The sequence below is a fragment of the Mycolicibacterium sp. XJ879 genome, from assembly GCF_053483935.1.
Window position 1 is genome coordinate 261,742 of record NZ_JBEFTH010000001.1, and the last position, 16,580, is coordinate 278,321.

Sequence of the window (16,580 nt, forward strand, 5' to 3'; positions counted from 1 at the left end):
TTCGTGCAGGTCAGATTGCAGCATCTTTTAGCTGAGGTTTACCTAATGAAGATACCCTTTCGGGTTTTCAGCTGGTTGGCTCTCCGCGGATGAGCCGAGGTGAAGTGCCAGTAGTCACATCCGGCCGGACCGGGCGCGGACGAAGTTGTAGACGCCGAACGCGGCGATACCGGCTGCGGCCAGGATGAGAAGAAACTTGCCGAACGGCGCCTGCCCGAGGGTCTTGACCGCTGCGTCGAGGCCGGTGGCCTTGGCGGGATCGGCCTGCAGCGTCGCCACGATCACCAGCACTCCCGCGCCCGCGAGCACCAGCCCCTTGGCCGCGTAGCCGATGATGCCGACGGCGGTCACCCCTGAGCCGCCTGAGCTGTGCAGGTCTTTGAAGAAGTGCTTCGTCACGCCCTTGTAGACGTGGTAGCCCCCGACCGCCAGCAATCCGAGCCCGACCGCGATGAGGACCGCTTTGCCCCAACCGGACTGCATCATCTGTGCGCTCAGTCCGGCGTTCTGCTGGGTGCTCTGCTGTCCGCTGCCAATCGCGAAGCGGGCCGCCGAGAACGCGATCGCGAAGTTGACGACGGCCAGCCCGAGCGATTTCACCCGCTTCCACGCCGGGGTGTCGTCCTGCAAGCGGCCCGAACCTTCACCGGGCCGCGGCCCGACGATCGCCTCGGCGACGCGCCACAGGCCCAGCGCGAACAACCCCACGGCGACGACCCACAACAGCACCGCGCCACCGGTCTGTTGCGCCAGCGTCGCCAGCGCCCCGGACTGGTCGGCGTTACCGCCGGAACCCAGCGCGATGCGAAGAATCAGATAGCCGACAAGCAGGTGCAGTATGCCGCTGACCGCGAAGCCGGCGCGGGCGGTGTACTCGAACGCATCACTGTCGGTGGCTCTGTCGGCGACACCGTGTAACGACTTGTCGGTCATGCCGGCGTGTACCCGCTTTTTGACGGCAGCGAAACAGGGTGTGCCCGAATTGTGGATGAGTCTGCGGTTGGGGATAACTCGAGCCACCACACCGCGGATTGTCGGTGTCGAACCGCACGGTGAAGCCATGATTTCATTCACCCGCGCCGAGATCGGCGCACTCGGAGAACAACTCGCGGTCGATCACCTGCGCTCGCTGGGGCTGCGGGTGCTCGACCGCAATTGGCGCTGCCGGTATGGCGAGCTGGACGTGATCGCCGCCGATGACGCCGCGCGCATCGCGATCTTCGTGGAGGTGAAGACCCGCACCACCGACCGATTCGGCGGTGTCGCAGAGGCGGTGACCCCGAAGAAGGTGCAGCGGCTGCGCCGACTCGTCGGCCTGTGGCTGGCCGCGCACGACGGTCGGTGGTCGCAGGTGCGCATCGATGTCGTCGGGGTGCGGATCGGTCGGCGGCGAACACCGGAGATCACGCATCTTCAGGGGGTGGGGTGATGGCGCTGGGCCGAGCGTTCTCCGTGGCTATCCGCGGGCTGGACGGACAGACCGTGGAGATCGAGGCGCACATCACCTCGGGTCTGCCCGGCGTGCATTTGGTCGGGCTCGCGGACGCGGCGCTGAAGGAATCGCGCAACCGGGTCCGTGCGGCGATCACCAACTGCGGCAATGACTGGCCGATGGCGCGGCTCACGTTGGCGCTCTCGCCGGCGACATTGCCGAAGGTGGGTTCGGTCTACGATTTGGCTCTCGCGCTGGCAGTGATCGCTGCGGCGAAGAAGGCCGAGTGGCCCCGGCTGGAGAAGACGGTGTTGCTGGGTGAACTCGCGCTCGACGGCCGGGTGCGTCCGGTCAATGGGGTGCTGCCCGCGGTCATGGCCGCCAAACGTGAGGGTTGGCCGACGGTCGTGGTGCCGGTCGACAACCTCGCCGAGGCCAGCCTGGTCGAGGGCATCGAGGTATGGGGTGCACGGACGCTGCGCGAGCTTCAGCTGTGGATCGCAGGAAAGGCGCCGTTGGCGGGCAGAATCGCTGCGCCGCGCGCCGTTTCGGCACCGTCAGTGGACCTCGCCGACGTGGTTGGCCAGACCCAGGCACGGTTCGCGGTCGAAGTCGCCGCCGCCGGCGGCCATCACCTGATGCTGACCGGCCCACCAGGCATCGGTAAAACCATGCTGGCACAACGGCTTCCGGGGTTGCTGCCGACGTTGTCGGAAAGCGAGTCGCTAGAAGTGACGGCGATCCACTCGGTGGCCGGCATGCTTTCGGGTGACACACCGCTGATCACTCAGCCGCCGTTCATCGCCCCGCATCACACGTCGAGTGTCGCTGCGATGGTCGGTGGCGGTTCGGGACTGGCACGACCCGGAGCGGTCAGCCGCGCGCACCGAGGTGTGCTGTTTCTCGACGAGTGCGCGGAGATCGGCGTCAGCGTGCTCGAAGCGCTGCGAACGCCGCTGGAAGACGGTGAGATTCGGCTGGCCCGTCGCGACGGTGTGGCGCGCTACCCGGCGCGGTTCCTGTTGGTGCTGGCGGCCAACCCGTGCCCGTGTGCACCGGCCAATCCCAACGACTGCATCTGTCGCGGCGGCGACAAGCGTCGGTATCTGGGCAAGCTTTCCGGCCCGTTGATCGACCGGGTTGACCTGCGCGTCGAGATGCATCCGGTGCGCGCGGGGGAACTCGTTGAGCAGGACGGCGAATCCACGGCCGTGGTCCGTGAACGTGTCGTGGCCGCGCGCAACGCCGCCGAGGAGCGGTGGCGTGCCTACGGCATCCGGACCAACGCCGAAGTCAGCGGATCGTTACTGCGGCGCAGGTTCCGGCTGCCCCGAGCCACGATGAAGCCGCTGTACCAGGCGATGGATCGCGGTCAACTCAGCGCACGCGGCATGGACCGCACTATGCGGGTCGCGTGGTCCCTTTGTGACCTGGCCGGCCGGACCTCCCCGGACTTGGAGGACGTCACCACGGCCTTGAGTTTCCGGCAGGGCGGAGGTGTGCGATGAGTGACGACGAGGCGCGCGCGTGGGCGTACCTATCCCGGGTGGCCGAACCGCCGTGCCCGGCGCTGAAAGCACTCGTGGCGCGGGTCGGCGCCGTCGAGGCCGCCGATCGGGTGCGTCGCGGGCAAGCCGGTGATGCGGTGAACGAAGGGGTCGACGCCCGTCGTCACATCGACTCGGCAGCACGGGATTTAGAGTTGCTCGCGGCGATGGGCGGTCGGTTGATCACCCCGGAGCACGACGAGTGGCCGGTACTGGCGTTCACCGGTTTCGGGGGGATCGAAGGTCGGCTGCGTGCGCAGGCTCACCCGCCGATGGTGCTGTGGGTGGTCGGATCCGCGCGGCTGGACGAGGTGGCGGCCCGCTCCGCCGCGGTGGTCGGCACCAGGGCGGCCACCGCATACGGTGAGTTCGCCGCGGCTGAGCTGGCCGGGGGCCTGTCGACGCGGGATGTGGCGGTGGTGTCCGGCGGGGCATTCGGTATCGACGGCGCGGCGCACCGGTCGGCGCTGGCGGCCGACGGGTTGACCGTTGCAGTGTTGGCCGGCGGCATCGATGTGCCGTATCCGGCGGGACACAGCGCACTGCTGCGGCGCATTGCCGAGGACGGAGCGCTCGTCACCGAATATCCGCCGGGGGTGCGCCCGGCGCGACACCGGTTCCTCACCCGCAACCGGCTGGTGGCCGCGCTGGCCGGGGCCACCGTGGTCGTCGAGGCCGGCGCCCGCAGCGGTGCCGCCAACACCGCGGCGTGGGCCCGCGGTCTGGGCCGCGCGGTGTGCGCGGTGCCCGGCCCGATCACCTCGTCGGTATCGGTCGGCTGTCACGCCCTACTGCGCGACGGAGCCTTCCTGATCACCCGCGCCGAAGACGTCGTCGAACTGGTCGGGCGGATCGGTGAACTCGCTCCCGACGAGCCGCGGTCGGTCTCGGTCCTGGATGACCTCGACGACACCGACAAGCGCGTGTACGACGCGTTGCCTGCGCGGGCGGCGCGCAATCTCGACGAGATCGCGATGGCCGCCGGTTTGCCGGCAAGGCAGGTGTTGGGTCCGCTGGCAACCCTGGAGCTGTGCGGTTTGGTGCGCAGTCGCGACGGCCGGTGGAAACGGACACTCCGGTAGGTTGTCGAAATGCGTTGGCGGGTGAGCAGGCATGTCGGCCGGATCGCGGCGGCCGTGCTGATGCTGGTGGCGGTTTCGGTCACCGACTCGCGAATCGCGCAGGCGGAGGCGGTCGTTGCGCCGCGTGACGGGTACGGCTTCGCGGTGGGTGCGCCGATGACGTGGATGAGCGATATGGACGCTGACCGCGAACTCGACGCCGTCGCCCGAACCGGCGCGGAATGGTTGCGGGTGTTCGTCGACTGGAACCGCATCGAGCCGATGCCGGGCGCCTACGACTGGGGCTATCTGGATCACTGGGTCAACGGCGCGGTCTCGCGCGGATTGAAGGTGCTGGCGATGGTCGCCTACACCCCGGACTGGGCCAGAACGCCGGGCTCCTATTTCAGCGCCCCGCCCGTCGAGCCGGCCGTGTTCGCCAGCTTCCTGAGCACGCTGGTGAAGCGCTACGGCGACCGGGTCAGCAGTTGGGAGGTGTGGAACGAACCGAACGTGCCGATCTTCTTCGGCCACCTCGACGACCGCGCGGCGCGCTACACCGAGTTGTTGAAGGCGGCCTATCCCGCGATCAAGGCGGCGCAGCCGCACAGCACCGTGCTGGCGGCCGGAATGAGCCGCGCGTACGCTCCGGATGCGCCGCCGGCGTTCGTCGAGGCCATGTACGAGTTGGGCGCCAAAGACTTTTTCGACGCGATGGCCATGCATCCCTACGTCTATCCCGCCGGGTTGGCCGTCGACGACCACAACGGTTGGTCCGACGTCGAACGGGTACGCCAACTCATGATCGACAACGGCGACGGCCGGAAGAAGATCTGGATGACCGAGATCGGTGCGCCAACCGCCGCGGCCACCGCCGGTGGTGTCAGCCAGCAGGAGCAGGCCCAGCAGATCACCGACGTGTTGGCCAAGGCAGCACGTACCGACTACAGCGGCCCGGTGTTCATCTACTCGATCCGCGACATCGACACCGCCGACGTCGCAGACGACCAGGACAACTTCGGGGCTCTGCTCACATCGGACTGGCAACCCAAGGCAGCGGCCGAGGTGCTGACAAGGTAGAACGCCGCCGGTTGCACCGCGCTCGTATAGTCGGCCGCGTCGGCTGAGGATCGGCTGCGGCCGTGGATTTGGAGGTTTACGTGGCAGGGCGTCCGATACACACCTTCCAGGTGGTGCGTACCGAGGAGTTGACACCGCACCTGATCCGTGTGGTGCTCGGCGGTTCAGGCCCGGGCACCGGCTTCGACACCTTCACGCCCAACGGCTTCACCGACGCCTACGTCAAGATCGCGTTCTTCGCCGATGACCCCAGTGCGGAAGACGTCGCTGCGTTGCCGCAGCCGCTGACCATGGACAGTTTCCGGACCTTGCCGCCCGAACGGCAGCCGACGGTGCGCACCTACACCGTGCGACATGTCGACGCCGAGCGTCAGGAGATCTGGATCGACTTCGTCGTGCACGGCGAGCACGGTGTGGCCGGGCCGTGGGCGGTCGCCGCCCAGCCGGGCCAACCCGTCTACCTGATGGGACCCAGCGGCGCCTACGCACCCGACCCGGCGGCGGACTGGTACCTGTTCGCCGGCGACGAGGCCGCCATCCCCGCGATCAGCGCTGCGCTAGAAGCGTTGCCCGACAACGCGATTGGCAAAGCGTTCATCGAGGTGGCCGGCCCTGAGGACGAGCTTCCGTTGAAAAAGCCCGACGGGGTCGATCTGACCTGGATCTATCGCGGCGGCCGCGCTGACCTGGTGCCCGAAGACATGGCCGGCGACAACGCGCCGCTCATCGCGTCGGTCAAGGCGACGCCGTGGCTGTCCGGGCAGGTACAGGTCTTCATCCATGGTGAGGCGCAGGCGGTGATGCATAACCTGCGGCCCTACATCCGCAAGGAGCGCGGTGTCGAAGCCAAGTGGGCGTCGTCGATCTCCGGCTACTGGCGCCGTGGCCGCACCGAGGAGACGTTTCGCCAGTGGAAGGCCGAACTGGCCAAGGAAGAGGAACAGGCCAACGCGTGACCATAGGCCTGGCACCCTAGCCCCATGGCGTTCAGCGACTACCAACTCGAGATCTACTTCCAGGGCCTGTCCGGTGTGCTGCCGACGCTGCCGATGGCGTTCGCGGAGCTGGAAGCCAAGGCCGAGGCCGCGATGTCGCCGGGGATATGGTCCTATGTCGCCGGCGGCGCGGGCGACGAACGCACCCAGCGCGTCAACGTCACGGCGTTCGACCAGTGGGGATTGATGCCGCGGATGTTCGTGGGCGCCAACGACCGCGACCTGTCGATGGAGTTGTTCGGCCTGACGCTGGCGTCGCCGGCGCTGTTAGCGCCGGTCGGCGTCATCGGGCTCTGTGCCCAGGACGGACACGGTGACCTGGCCACCGCCCGGGCCGCCGCACGCACCGGCGTGCCGATGATCGCGTCGACGATGTCGGCGGACCCGATGGAACAGGTGGCTGCCGAATTGGGCGACACCCCAGGTTTTTTCCAGCTCTACACGCCCACCGACCGGGAGCTGGCCGCCAGCTTCGTGCACCGCGCCGAAGCAGCGGGGTTCAAGGGCATCGTCGTCACGCTGGACACCTGGATCCCCGGCTGGCGACCCCGAGATCTGACCACGTCGAACTTCCCGTTCCTGCGCGGGCTGTGTCTGGCCAACTACACCTCAGATCCGGTGTTCCGGGCGAGCCTGGCGCACCCGCCCGAGGAGGACCCGCAGGGCGCCGTGCTGCGCTGGGCGCAGATCTTCGGCAATCCGCTGACGTGGGAGGACCTGCCGTGGCTGCGGTCGCTGACCGATCTGCCGCTTCTCGTCAAGGGCATCTGCCATCCCGACGACGCGCGGCGCGCCAAGGACGGCGGGGTGGACGCCATCTACTGCTCCAACCACGGCGGTCGGCAGGCCAACGGTGGGATTCCCGCCATCGACTGTCTGCCCGCGGTGGTCGACGCCTCCGATGGCCTGCCGGTGATCTTCGACTCCGGAATCCGTAGCGGCACCGACATCGTCAAGGCGCTGGCGTTGGGTGCTGACGCCGTCGCGATCGGCAGGCCCTACGTCTACGGGCTCGCGCTCGGCGGTGTGGCCGGGATCGTGCACGTCCTGCGGTCGCTGTTGGCCGAGGCTGATGTGACGATGGCCGTCGACGGCTACCGTTCGCTCAAAGAACTGACCCTCGAGGCGATGCGGCGCGTCACCTGACACGTGACCTCCCGTCTGCGACGGTAGGGACGTGGAGGCGATGCTCGAGGAGTTCGACGAGTACCTTGCGCTGCAATGCGGGCGCTCGGAGCACACCCGGCGCGCTTACCTGGGCGATCTACGGTCGTTGTTCGCATTCGTCGCCCACCAGACATCCGACGCTGGAGTCGAGGCGCTGACGCTGCCGCTGTTGCGTTCCTGGCTGGCCGAACAAGCCGCCGCCGGTTCGGCCCGTACGACGCTGGCGCGGCGCACCTCATCGGTCAAGACGTTCACCGCGTGGGCGCTGCGCCGTGGGCTGATCGCCGCCGATCCGGCGGCCCGGCTGCAGGCGCCCAAAGCCCGTCGCACCCTGCCCTCGGTGCTGCGTCAGGACCAGGCGCTCGACGCGATGGACGCTGCGAAGTCGGGTGCGCAGCAAGGTGATCCGCTCGCGCTGCGGGACCGGTTGATCGTGGAGTTGTTGTACGCCACCGGTATTCGGGTTAGCGAGCTGTGCGGGCTGGACCTCGATGACGTCGACACGTCGCGGCGGCTGCTGCGCGTGCTGGGCAAGGGCAACAAACAGCGCACCGTGCCGTTCGGTCAGCCCGCGCAGACGGCGCTCGCGGCGTGGCTGGCCGACGGGCGCCCCGCACTGGCCACCGCCCAATCCGGTCCAGCGCTGCTGCTGGGTGCGCGGGGGCGGCGGCTAGACCCGCGGCAGGCACGCACCGTCGTGCACCAGACCGTCGCGGCCGTCGACGGCGCCCCCGACATCGGTCCGCACGGCCTACGGCACAGCGCCGCCACCCATCTGCTCGAAGGCGGCGCCGATCTGCGGGTCGTGCAGGAACTGCTCGGCCATTCGACGCTGGCGACCACGCAGCTCTACACCCATGTCACCGTCGCGCGGCTGCGCGCCGTGCACGACCAGGCCCACCCCCGCGCATAATTGCGATTTCGGCGCGCTTACGCTCCCTCAGCGGCCGTTAGCGCGCCGAAATCGCTTGTCAGCGTAGCTGTTTGATCACCTCGGCGATATCCGGCATCGCCGACGGCCGGCCCGCGAACTCGTCGAACACCGTCCAGTAGCTCACCCCGAACCTATGTTGACGTTCGACGAGCGCCTCGGCCATCTGGTCATGCGTGCCGAACAATACGAACGGGGAGTCCAGCAGCAGTTGCGGCGAAACCCCGCCGAAGGCTCTCGCCAACTCGGCCGCCGACGCCTCGCGGTCGTCGGTGACGCCCACGAATTGGATGAGCGCGTTGAGTTCGACGGCGTCGAACCGGTCGCCGGCGGCCTCGCGCACCACGGCGATCCGGTTCTGCAGGCCCGCGTCGTCGAAGTGCGTCAACTCCACTTCGGTGGCGTCTCGGTTGTGGCGAAACCCGGCCAGCCCGACGATGTCGGCCACGCGGCCGGCCAACTGCAGCACCCGAGTTCCGTTGCCGCCTACCAGTATCGGCACGTCCACACAGGGCGGTGCGACCAGCGAACCGGGCTCCGCGTGCACCCGGTAATGGGCGCCGTCGACATCGACGGCGGCGCCGGCGAGCAGCGGCCGGATCACCGCCACCGATTCGACGAGCCGCTCGACGCGGGTGCGTCCCCCATCGAACGGAATGCCTGCGGCGTCGTACTCGGATTTCATGTGTCCGGCGCCCAGCCCGAGCTCGAACCGGCCGCCCGAAACCGCGGCGACGGTGGCGGTTTCCCGCGCGACATCGACGGGGTGACGAAGGTCGTTGTTGAGCACCAGCGTGCCGGTGTGCAGACGGGTGGTGGCAACCGCGGCCGCGGCCGCCCCGGCGAACGGCGACAGCGACGCGACGAGATGGTCGGGGATCGTCAGCACATCGAAGCCGGCGTGTTCGACGGAGACGGCGAACTCGGTGAGGTCCGCACCGCGCGGCAGTGCGGTGTGCAGACCGAAGCGAAGCGGGCGGTTGCGGTGCGCGTCGGAGGCGACGGTCATGGTCCCGACGCTAGGCCGACGCCGGCTCCGGCGCGAATGTGCGCGAACTTCGGCTAATCCACGGCGTGTCGCCATCAGACGCGCACGCTCACGGAAATGAGGCTCACGGAAATGAGGAGGTGAGGAGGTGGGGAGCTAGCCCAACACCGGTTTGAGGCGGATCGGGGTGGTGGCGACCAGGCCCAGGGGGTCGACGTAGTCCGCGCGCGATGCCGGCCCCCACATCGCGCCCCAGTGCAGGCACGCCGACGCGGGGCAGCCGGGATGGCCCGCCTGCAGCACACCGATCGCGGCGCCGGCGTCGACACGCTGCCCGGCGCGCACCACCGGATCGACCGGTTCGTAGCTGGTCCGCAGCCCGCCGGGATGCGCGATCGACACCAGCGGCCGACCGGCCAGCTCACCGGCGAACACCACGGTGCCCGCGGCGCCGGCGTATACGGTCTGACTCCTCGACCCGGCAAGGTCGACACCGCGATGGCCGCGCTGCCAGTTCGGCGACGGGGCGTCGAACATCCGCACCACCGCGGGGCGCGGCTGCAGCGGCCACCCCAACCGTTGGCCCTGCGCTCCTGCCGGCGCCGCCCACACCAGCGTGGCCACCGCCAGCGCGATCCATCGCATACGCCCAGCTCAGCAGGCACTGGGCCAACGGCGCCAGGCCCCGGCGGCGATCTGTGGATCGGCAGGTCGCTGTGGAAAAAGCACCCCTTCGCACGGTGTAAACTGCTAACCGCAGCTCGCACGAGCGGGCTGACTTCGCGTGTCTGCGCCACGACCCGTTCTTCAAGGTCGTACCCCGGATGCCGTCGGTCCCGTCCCCACGGGTCTGGCATTCGAGCAGTCACCAGGGCTCGGCGTCACCCGACGTCGGGCGACAACCGACGAAAAAGGAATAGCCGACATGGCTGTTGTAACCATGAAGCAGCTGCTTGACAGCGGCACCCACTTCGGGCACCAGACCCGTCGCTGGAATCCCAAGATGAAGCGGTTCATCTTCACCGACCGCAACGGCATCTACATCATCGACCTGCAGCAGACGCTGACCTACATCGACAAGGCGTACGAGTTCGTCAAGGAGACCGTCGCCCACGGCGGAACGATCATGTTCGTCGGCACCAAGAAGCAGGCGCAGGAGTCGATCGCTGAAGAAGCCACCCGCGTCGGCATGCCGTACGTGAACCAGCGCTGGCTGGGCGGCATGCTCACGAACTTTCAGACCGTGCACAAGCGGCTGCAGCGCCTCAAGGAACTCGAGGCGATGGAGCAGACCGGTGGCTTCGAGGGTCGCACCAAGAAGGAAATCCTGATGCTGACCCGCGAGAAGAACAAGCTCGAGCGCAGCCTCGGCGGTATCCGGGACATGCAGAAGGTGCCTTCGGCGGTCTGGATCGTCGACACCAACAAGGAGCACCTCGCCGTCGCCGAGGCCCGCAAGCTCAACATCCCGATCATCGCGATCCTCGACACCAACTGCGATCCCGACCTCGTCGACTACCCGATCCCGGGCAACGACGACGCGATCCGCTCGGCCGCGCTGCTGACCAGGGTCATCGCCGCTGCGGTCGCCGAGGGGCTGCAGGCCCGCGCCGGGGTCGGCCGTGACGGCGACAAGCCGGACGCTGCCGGTGCCGAGCCGCTCGCCGAGTGGGAGCAGGAACTGCTGGCGAGCGCGACGGCACCGGCCACGGCGCCAGCGACCGCGTCCCCGACGGCCGCCGGCGCCGAGCCCGGCACGCCGGAGGCGAACGTACAGACCGAACCAAAACCTACGGAGAGCTGAGATGGCTAACTACACCGCTGCCGACGTCAAGCGACTGCGGGAGGTGACCGGCGCCGGCATGCTCGACAGCAAGAACGCGCTGGTCGAGGCCGACGGCGATTTCGACAAGGCCGTCGAGCTGCTGCGCATCAAGGGCGCCAAGGACGTCGGCAAGCGCGCCGAGCGCGCGACGGCCGAGGGTCTGGTGGCCGCCAAGGACGGCGCGCTGATCGAGCTGAACTGCGAGACCGACTTTGTCGCGAAGAACGCCGAGTTCCAGTCCGTCGCCGAGCAGATCGTCGCGGCGGCCGCGGCGGCCAAGGCCGATGACGTCGACGCGCTCAAGGCAGCCAAAATCGGTGACACGTCGGTGGAGCAAGTCATCGCCGACCTGTCGGCCAAGATCGGCGAGAAGCTCGAACTGCGTCGGGTCGTCTACTTCGACGGCACCGTCGAGACCTACCTGCACAAGCGCGCCGCCGACCTGCCGCCGGCGGTCGGAGTGCTGGTGGAATACACCGGCTCCGACACGAGCGCCGCCCACGCGGTCGCGCTGCAGATCGCCGCGCTGAAGGCCAAGTACCTGACGCGCGACTATGTGCCCGAGGACGTGGTGGCCAACGAGCGCCGCATCGCCGAGGAGACCGCCCGAAACGAGGGCAAGCCCGAGCAGGCCCTGCCCAAGATCGTCGAGGGCCGCGTGACCGGCTTCTACAAGGACGTCGTGCTGCTCGATCAGCCGTCGGTGTCCGACAACAAGAAGACCGTCAAGGCGCTGCTCGACGAGGCGGGCGTGACCATTACCCGGTTCGCGCGCTTCGAGGTCGGCCAGTCCTGACAGACGGATGCGCACAAAGGCCCGCAGAAGCTGCGGGCCTTTTGCGTTTCATATCCCGTTCTGCGTGCTAGTGGCGAGATTGCGGCTAGGGCTGTGACCGAAGTCCACGACCCTGGGTGCAATCTCGACGAGAGGAAGCGTGCGGCGATAGTCCGCTTCACGCGGCGGTACGAGTTGGTACCGTCACTGCATGGAACGTATTCACGCCTTCGGTGACGACGCCCTCGGTGAGCTCGACGCCGTTGCCCTCGTCGAGGCACTGCAGGCGGGCACGGTGTCGGCGGCCGAACTCGTCGAGGCCGCCATCGCCCGCACGGAGAAAGTCAACCCGACGTTGAACGGGTTGGCCTACGAGGCGTTTGACCGTGCCCGCGACCGCGCGAACGCGCCGCACCCCTACGGCGGCTACTTCGACGGCGTGCCGTCCTACCTCAAGGACAACGTCGCCGTGACAGGCATGCCGACGATGAGCGGCACCGACGCGTGGGATCCGCGGCCCGAACCTGCCGACGGCGATTTCGCGAAGGCGTATCTGGCGACAGGGCTTGTGCCGCTTGGCAAGACACAGCTGTCGGAGTTCGGGTTCAGCGCATCGGCCGAGCATCCGCGGATCGGACCGGTGCGCAACCCGTGGAACCCCGAACACACCTCCGGTGCGTCGTCGTCGGGCTCGGGTGCGTTCGTCGCCGCGGGCGTGATGCCGATCGGACACGCCAACGACGGTGGCGGTTCCATCCGAATTCCGGCCGCCTGCAACGGTTTGGTCGGCCTCAAGCCGTCGCGCGGACGGCTGCCGCTGGACGCGGACGTGCGGCGGATGCCGTTGCGCATCGTGGCCAACGGAGTGGTCACCCGCTCGGTCCGCGACACCGCCGCGTTCTACCGGGAGATGGAACGCGTCTACGCCAACCCGAAACTGCCGCCTATCGGCGACGTCACCGACCCCGGCAAACAGCGGCTGCGGGTCGCGGTGTGCACGCAGTCGATCTCGCGCGACGCCAGCCCCGAAATTCGCGAACTCACCCTCAAGACCGCGGCACTGCTCGAGGAGTTGGGGCACAAGGTCACGACGATCGACAACCCGGTGCCGGCGCAGTTCATGGACGACTTCCTGCTGTACTGGTCATTTCTGTCGTTTGCGCTGGTGCGCAGTGGTCGGCACGCGTTCGGCCCGAGCTTCGACCGCAACCGGTTGGACAACCTGACCCTGGGCCTGGACCGGCACGCCGCGCGCAACCTGCACCGGTTGCCACTGGCGATTGCCCGGCTCTCGCGGGTGCGGCGGATCACCGCGCGGCTGACCAGCACCTACGACGTGGTGTTGACGCCGACGCTGGCCGATGTGACGCCGCGGCTGGGCCATCTCGATCCGACCGCTGAGTACCGGCAGATCATCGACCGGCTGGTCGAGTGGGTGGCCTTCACTCCGTTGCAGAACGCCACCGGCGAGCCGGCCATCTCGCTGCCGCTGGCCGAATCGGCATCCGGGCTGCCGGTCGGCATGATGTTCAGCGCCCCGTTGGGGCAGGAGGCGCGGCTGCTGCGGCTGGCCTACGAACTCGAAGAGGTTCGGCCCTGGCGGCGCATACAGGACTGACTCCACCACGAGCAGCAGACGCAAAGTCGCACGAGACAGGCCGCGGTAGTGCGATTTCACGTCTGCTCGGCGGGAAAGGCGCTCGGCGGGAAAGACGGGGGATGTCAGCCGGCGAGTTCGCGGCAGAACTGCTCGGTCGCGCGGATCAGCGCTGCGTGCCCGTCGCGCAGCGCTTGCTGCAACGGCGTGCCCTCGGCGGTGATCGCCACCAGCCGGTCGACGCCGTAGTCCAATAACACCGCGGCGTCCGGAGCGACGCGGCCCGCGAAGATCACCACCCGGGCGCCGGCCTTCACCGCCAGCTGCGCAACTCCGAAAGGCGTTTTGCCCATAACGGTTTGGGCGTCGACGCTGCCTTCACCGGTGAACACCCAGTCGGCGTCGCGCAGCGCCTGCTCGAGGCCGACGGTACGCGCGACCTCCTCGGCGCCGGGGTAGATTTCGGCGCCGAGGTATTCGGCGAGGGCGAACCCCAGACCACCCGCGGCGCCCGCACCCGCTCGTTGTGGCTGCACGTGACCCAGCGTCGTCGCCGTGACGGCGGCGAGCCGCGACAGCGCCGTACCCAGCCGTGCGACATCGGCTGGGCCCGCGCCCTTTTGGGGTCCGAACACCGCGCTGGCGCCCGTCGGCCCCAGCAGGGGAGCGGTGACATCGGAGGCCACGCGGATCCGCGCGTCGCGCAACCGCTGATCCAGACCGGAGACATCGATGCGCTCCAGCCGTTCCAGCGCAGCGCCGCCCGGCTCGAGCGGGCTGCCGTCCGCGTCGGTCAGCACCGCGCCTAGCGCGACGAGCATGCCTGCACCGCCGTCGTTGGTGGCCGACCCGCCCAGCCCGATGAGGATGTCCTCGGCGCCGCGGTCGAGCGCGGACCGGATAAGCTCACCGACGCCGAAGGTGCTGGCGCGCAGAATATCTCGCTGATCGGGCGGAATCAGCTCCAAACCCGCAGCGGCGGCGATCTCGATCACCGCCAGCTGCCGCAGCGGCACGTACCCGTAGCCGGCGGTGACGGGGCGGCCCAGCGCGTCGGCGACCGTCGCCTCGACGCGTTGGCCGTGCAGCGCGTCGATGACGGCATCTACGGTGCCTTCGCCTCCGTCGGCCATGGGCACCCCGAGGCACTCGGCATCGGGGAACACCGCGTGCACGCCGGCGCGCATCGCGGCCACCGCCTGCGACGCCGACATCGACTCCTTGAACGAGTCAGGGGCCAAAACGATCTTCATCGCAGCCATTCTCACCCGCCGCCGCGCCGGTTCGCAGGCCTAGTCGGTGCCCAGCGCCACCAGGATGCGCTTGAACTCGCGACGTTGGGTGGCGGTCAGGTTGACCATCAGCCGTTTCTCCGCCTCGCGCACGCCGGGATCGGTGCGGGTCAGCACGTCGCGGCCGTCGGCGGTGAGCTCGGCCGGCAGCGATCGGCCCGACGGGACACTGGCCGGCCGGGTCACCAGTCCGCGCTCCTCCAACGCCCGCAGCACCATGTTCATCGCCTGCGGGGACACATTCATGAGTCGGGCGAGCTCGGCGTTGGACCGGCCCGGGTACTTCGACAGCATCCGCATGCAGATGTACTGCGGAAAGGCCAGGCCGAGCGGGTCGAGGACGGTCGTCGTCACCTCCGCGCGCAACGCGTTGGCCACCCGAGACAGCAGATAGCCCAACGGCTGGTCTTCGAGCATCTCGCCGGCCGAGCCGGCATCGCCGAGCGACGTCATATCAAGCATATTGACATATATCAATGTGGTTGATATACCGAAGTGCATGACGGGACCGACGGGCACGGTTCACCACCGTCGGGCTGGACCAGTCCACCACCGCGATCGAACGGGCCAGGGCGGGGGCAGCCGAGCGCGGCCTGACCAACGCCACGTTCGAGGTCGCTGACATCACCGACTTCACGGGATACGACGGCCGGTTCGGGACGATCGTCGACTCGACGCTGTTTCACTCGATGCCCGTCGAGTTGCGCGAGGGCTACCAGCGTTCGATCGTGCGGGCCGCCGCCCCCGGCGCCTCCTACTTCGTGTTGGTGTTCGACCGGGCGGGGATGCCCGACGGTCCAGCCAACCCCGTCACCGAGACGAGTTGCGTGCCGTCGTCGCCAAATACTGGACGATCGACGAGATCCGGCCGGCGCGCATCCACGGCGTCTTCCCGGAGGGCTCCGAGGAGTTCTTCCCGGCCCTCGACCTCCGCGAGGAACCGAAAGGCCGCAGATCCGTGCCGGCCTGGTTACTCTCGGCTCACCTGGGCTAGCCCCCAACGACCCCGCAGCGCCGGGGCGGCCGTCATGAGGCAGGATGAGGGAAACCCAGCGAGGACCTCGAAGGAGTCGGATGGCGGACCCCGTCGACAGTGCCGCCGGTGAGGCGGCATCGGAGCTCACGGGCCCCAACGGGGCCGGCCCCCTCATCCGGCCGAAGTACACGCGGGTGCTGCTCAAGCTCGGTGGCGAGATGTTCGGCGGCGGGGAAGTGGGTCTGGACCCCGACGTCGTGCACCTGGTGGCCCGACAGATCGCCGAGGTGGTCCGCAGCGGCGTGCAGGTGGCCGTCGTCATCGGCGGAGGCAATTTCTTCCGAGGCGCACAACTGCAGCAGCGCGGTATGGAGCGTACCCGCAGCGATTACATGGGGATGCTCGGCACCGTGATGAACAGCCTTGCCCTGCAAGACTTTCTGGAGAAGGAAGGCATCGCGACCCGGGTGCAGACCGCGATCACCATGGGGCAGGTCGCCGAGCCCTACATCCCGTTACGGGCGGTGCGTCACCTGGAAAAGGGCCGCGTGGTGATTTTCGGCGCCGGCATGGGGCTGCCGTACTTCTCCACCGACACCACCGCGGCGCAGCGGGCCCTGGAGATCGGCGCCGAGGTGGTGCTGATGGCCAAGGCGGTCGACGGGGTCTTCACCGCCGACCCGCGACTGCACCCCGAGGCCGAACTGCTCACCGCGATTACCCACCGCGAGGTCATCGACCGCGGCCTCAAGGTCGCCGACGCCACCGCGTTCAGCCTCTGTATGGACAACGGCATGCCGATCCTGGTGTTCAACCTTCTCGAAGACGGCAATATCGCCCGGGCCGTCGCAGGTGAGAAGATCGGAACACTGGTCACTACCTGACGGTCGGCTGTGCACCTCAAGAAGCAGGAA

The 16,580-nt window shown here is 68.4% G+C and carries 16 protein-coding genes and 1 pseudogene; 12 read left to right on the plus strand and 5 right to left on the minus strand.

The window, feature by feature from the left end:
- Positions 1-114: 114 nt before the first annotated feature.
- The gene (locus tag ABQF13_RS01290; RefSeq protein ID WP_448391366.1) at positions 115-933 is read right to left on the minus strand and encodes a DUF1206 domain-containing protein; all 819 of its coding nucleotides are present in this window, start codon (positions 931-933) and stop codon (positions 115-117) included.
- Positions 934-1,060: 127 nt separating this feature from the next.
- On the opposite strand from ABQF13_RS01290, the gene ABQF13_RS01295 reads away from it, so the two are divergent.
- The 7 genes from ABQF13_RS01295 (at position 1,061) to ABQF13_RS01325 (ending at position 8,195) form a co-directional block, all read left to right on the plus strand.
- A complete protein-coding gene (locus ABQF13_RS01295; RefSeq protein WP_448390852.1) occupies positions 1,061-1,429 on the plus strand; it encodes a YraN family protein in 369 nt (122 codons plus the stop codon).
- A complete protein-coding gene (locus ABQF13_RS01300; protein ID WP_448390853.1) occupies positions 1,429-2,940 on the plus strand; it encodes a YifB family Mg chelatase-like AAA ATPase in 1,512 nt (503 codons plus the stop codon). The genes ABQF13_RS01295 and ABQF13_RS01300 overlap by 1 nt, the downstream gene beginning before the upstream one ends.
- Positions 2,937-4,061, plus strand: coding sequence for a DNA-processing protein DprA (gene dprA / locus ABQF13_RS01305; RefSeq protein ID WP_448390854.1), 1,125 nt, complete (start codon positions 2,937-2,939; stop codon positions 4,059-4,061). The genes ABQF13_RS01300 and dprA overlap by 4 nt, the downstream gene beginning before the upstream one ends.
- 9 nt (positions 4,062-4,070) lie before the next feature.
- Positions 4,071-5,120, plus strand: coding sequence for a beta-galactosidase (locus tag ABQF13_RS01310; RefSeq protein WP_448390855.1), 1,050 nt, complete (start codon positions 4,071-4,073; stop codon positions 5,118-5,120).
- 80 nt (positions 5,121-5,200) lie between these two features.
- Entirely contained in the window at positions 5,201-6,076 is an 876-nt protein-coding gene (locus ABQF13_RS01315; protein ID WP_448391367.1) for a siderophore-interacting protein, read from the plus strand.
- Positions 6,077-6,100: 24 nt separating this feature from the next.
- Positions 6,101-7,261: an alpha-hydroxy-acid oxidizing protein gene (locus tag ABQF13_RS01320; RefSeq protein ID WP_448390856.1), complete on the plus strand. Its 1,161-nt coding sequence runs from the start codon at positions 6,101-6,103 to the stop codon at positions 7,259-7,261.
- 40 nt (positions 7,262-7,301) lie between these two features.
- Positions 7,302-8,195, plus strand: a complete 894-nt coding sequence (locus ABQF13_RS01325; RefSeq protein ID WP_448391368.1) for a tyrosine recombinase XerC — start codon at positions 7,302-7,304, stop codon at positions 8,193-8,195.
- A 58-nt stretch (positions 8,196-8,253) separates the two neighbouring features.
- Here ABQF13_RS01325 and ABQF13_RS01330 read toward each other — a convergent pair whose 3' ends face one another.
- Positions 8,254-9,222, minus strand: coding sequence for an LLM class F420-dependent oxidoreductase (locus ABQF13_RS01330; protein WP_448390857.1), 969 nt, complete (start codon positions 9,220-9,222; stop codon positions 8,254-8,256).
- A 135-nt stretch (positions 9,223-9,357) separates the two neighbouring features.
- Entirely contained in the window at positions 9,358-9,846 is a 489-nt protein-coding gene (locus ABQF13_RS01335) for a M23 family metallopeptidase (protein ID WP_448390858.1), read from the minus strand.
- A gap of 280 nt (positions 9,847-10,126) precedes the next feature.
- On the opposite strand from ABQF13_RS01335, the gene rpsB reads away from it, so the two are divergent.
- The 3 genes from rpsB (at position 10,127) to ABQF13_RS01350 (ending at position 13,419) form a co-directional block, all read left to right on the plus strand.
- Positions 10,127-11,005 (plus strand): 30S ribosomal protein S2, encoded by an 879-nt coding sequence (gene rpsB, locus ABQF13_RS01340; RefSeq protein WP_448390859.1) that lies wholly within the window; start codon positions 10,127-10,129, stop codon positions 11,003-11,005.
- 1 nt (position 11,006) lies between these two features.
- Positions 11,007-11,822 carry a translation elongation factor Ts gene (gene tsf / locus ABQF13_RS01345; RefSeq protein WP_448390860.1) on the plus strand — a complete coding sequence of 272 codons (816 nt, stop codon included), beginning with the start codon at positions 11,007-11,009 and terminating at the stop codon, positions 11,820-11,822.
- A 190-nt stretch (positions 11,823-12,012) separates the two neighbouring features.
- Positions 12,013-13,419: an amidase gene (locus ABQF13_RS01350; protein WP_448390861.1), complete on the plus strand. Its 1,407-nt coding sequence runs from the start codon at positions 12,013-12,015 to the stop codon at positions 13,417-13,419.
- Between the two features lie 104 nt (positions 13,420-13,523).
- Here ABQF13_RS01350 and ABQF13_RS01355 read toward each other — a convergent pair whose 3' ends face one another.
- The gene (locus ABQF13_RS01355; protein ID WP_448390863.1) at positions 13,524-14,651 is read right to left on the minus strand and encodes a glycerate kinase; all 1,128 of its coding nucleotides are present in this window, start codon (positions 14,649-14,651) and stop codon (positions 13,524-13,526) included.
- Positions 14,652-14,690: 39 nt separating this feature from the next.
- Positions 14,691-15,143 (minus strand): MarR family winged helix-turn-helix transcriptional regulator, encoded by a 453-nt coding sequence (locus ABQF13_RS01360; protein ID WP_448390864.1) that lies wholly within the window; start codon positions 15,141-15,143, stop codon positions 14,691-14,693.
- 68 nt (positions 15,144-15,211) lie between these two features.
- On the opposite strand from ABQF13_RS01360, the pseudogene ABQF13_RS01365 reads away from it, so the two are divergent.
- Together ABQF13_RS01365 and pyrH are read left to right on the plus strand one after the other, a co-directional pair.
- A pseudogene (locus tag ABQF13_RS01365) lies at positions 15,212-15,684 on the plus strand (class I SAM-dependent methyltransferase); the annotation flags it as partial.
- 80 nt (positions 15,685-15,764) lie between these two features.
- A complete protein-coding gene (gene pyrH / locus ABQF13_RS01370) occupies positions 15,765-16,550 on the plus strand; it encodes a UMP kinase (protein WP_448390866.1) in 786 nt (261 codons plus the stop codon).
- Positions 16,551-16,580: the final 30 nt, after the last annotated feature.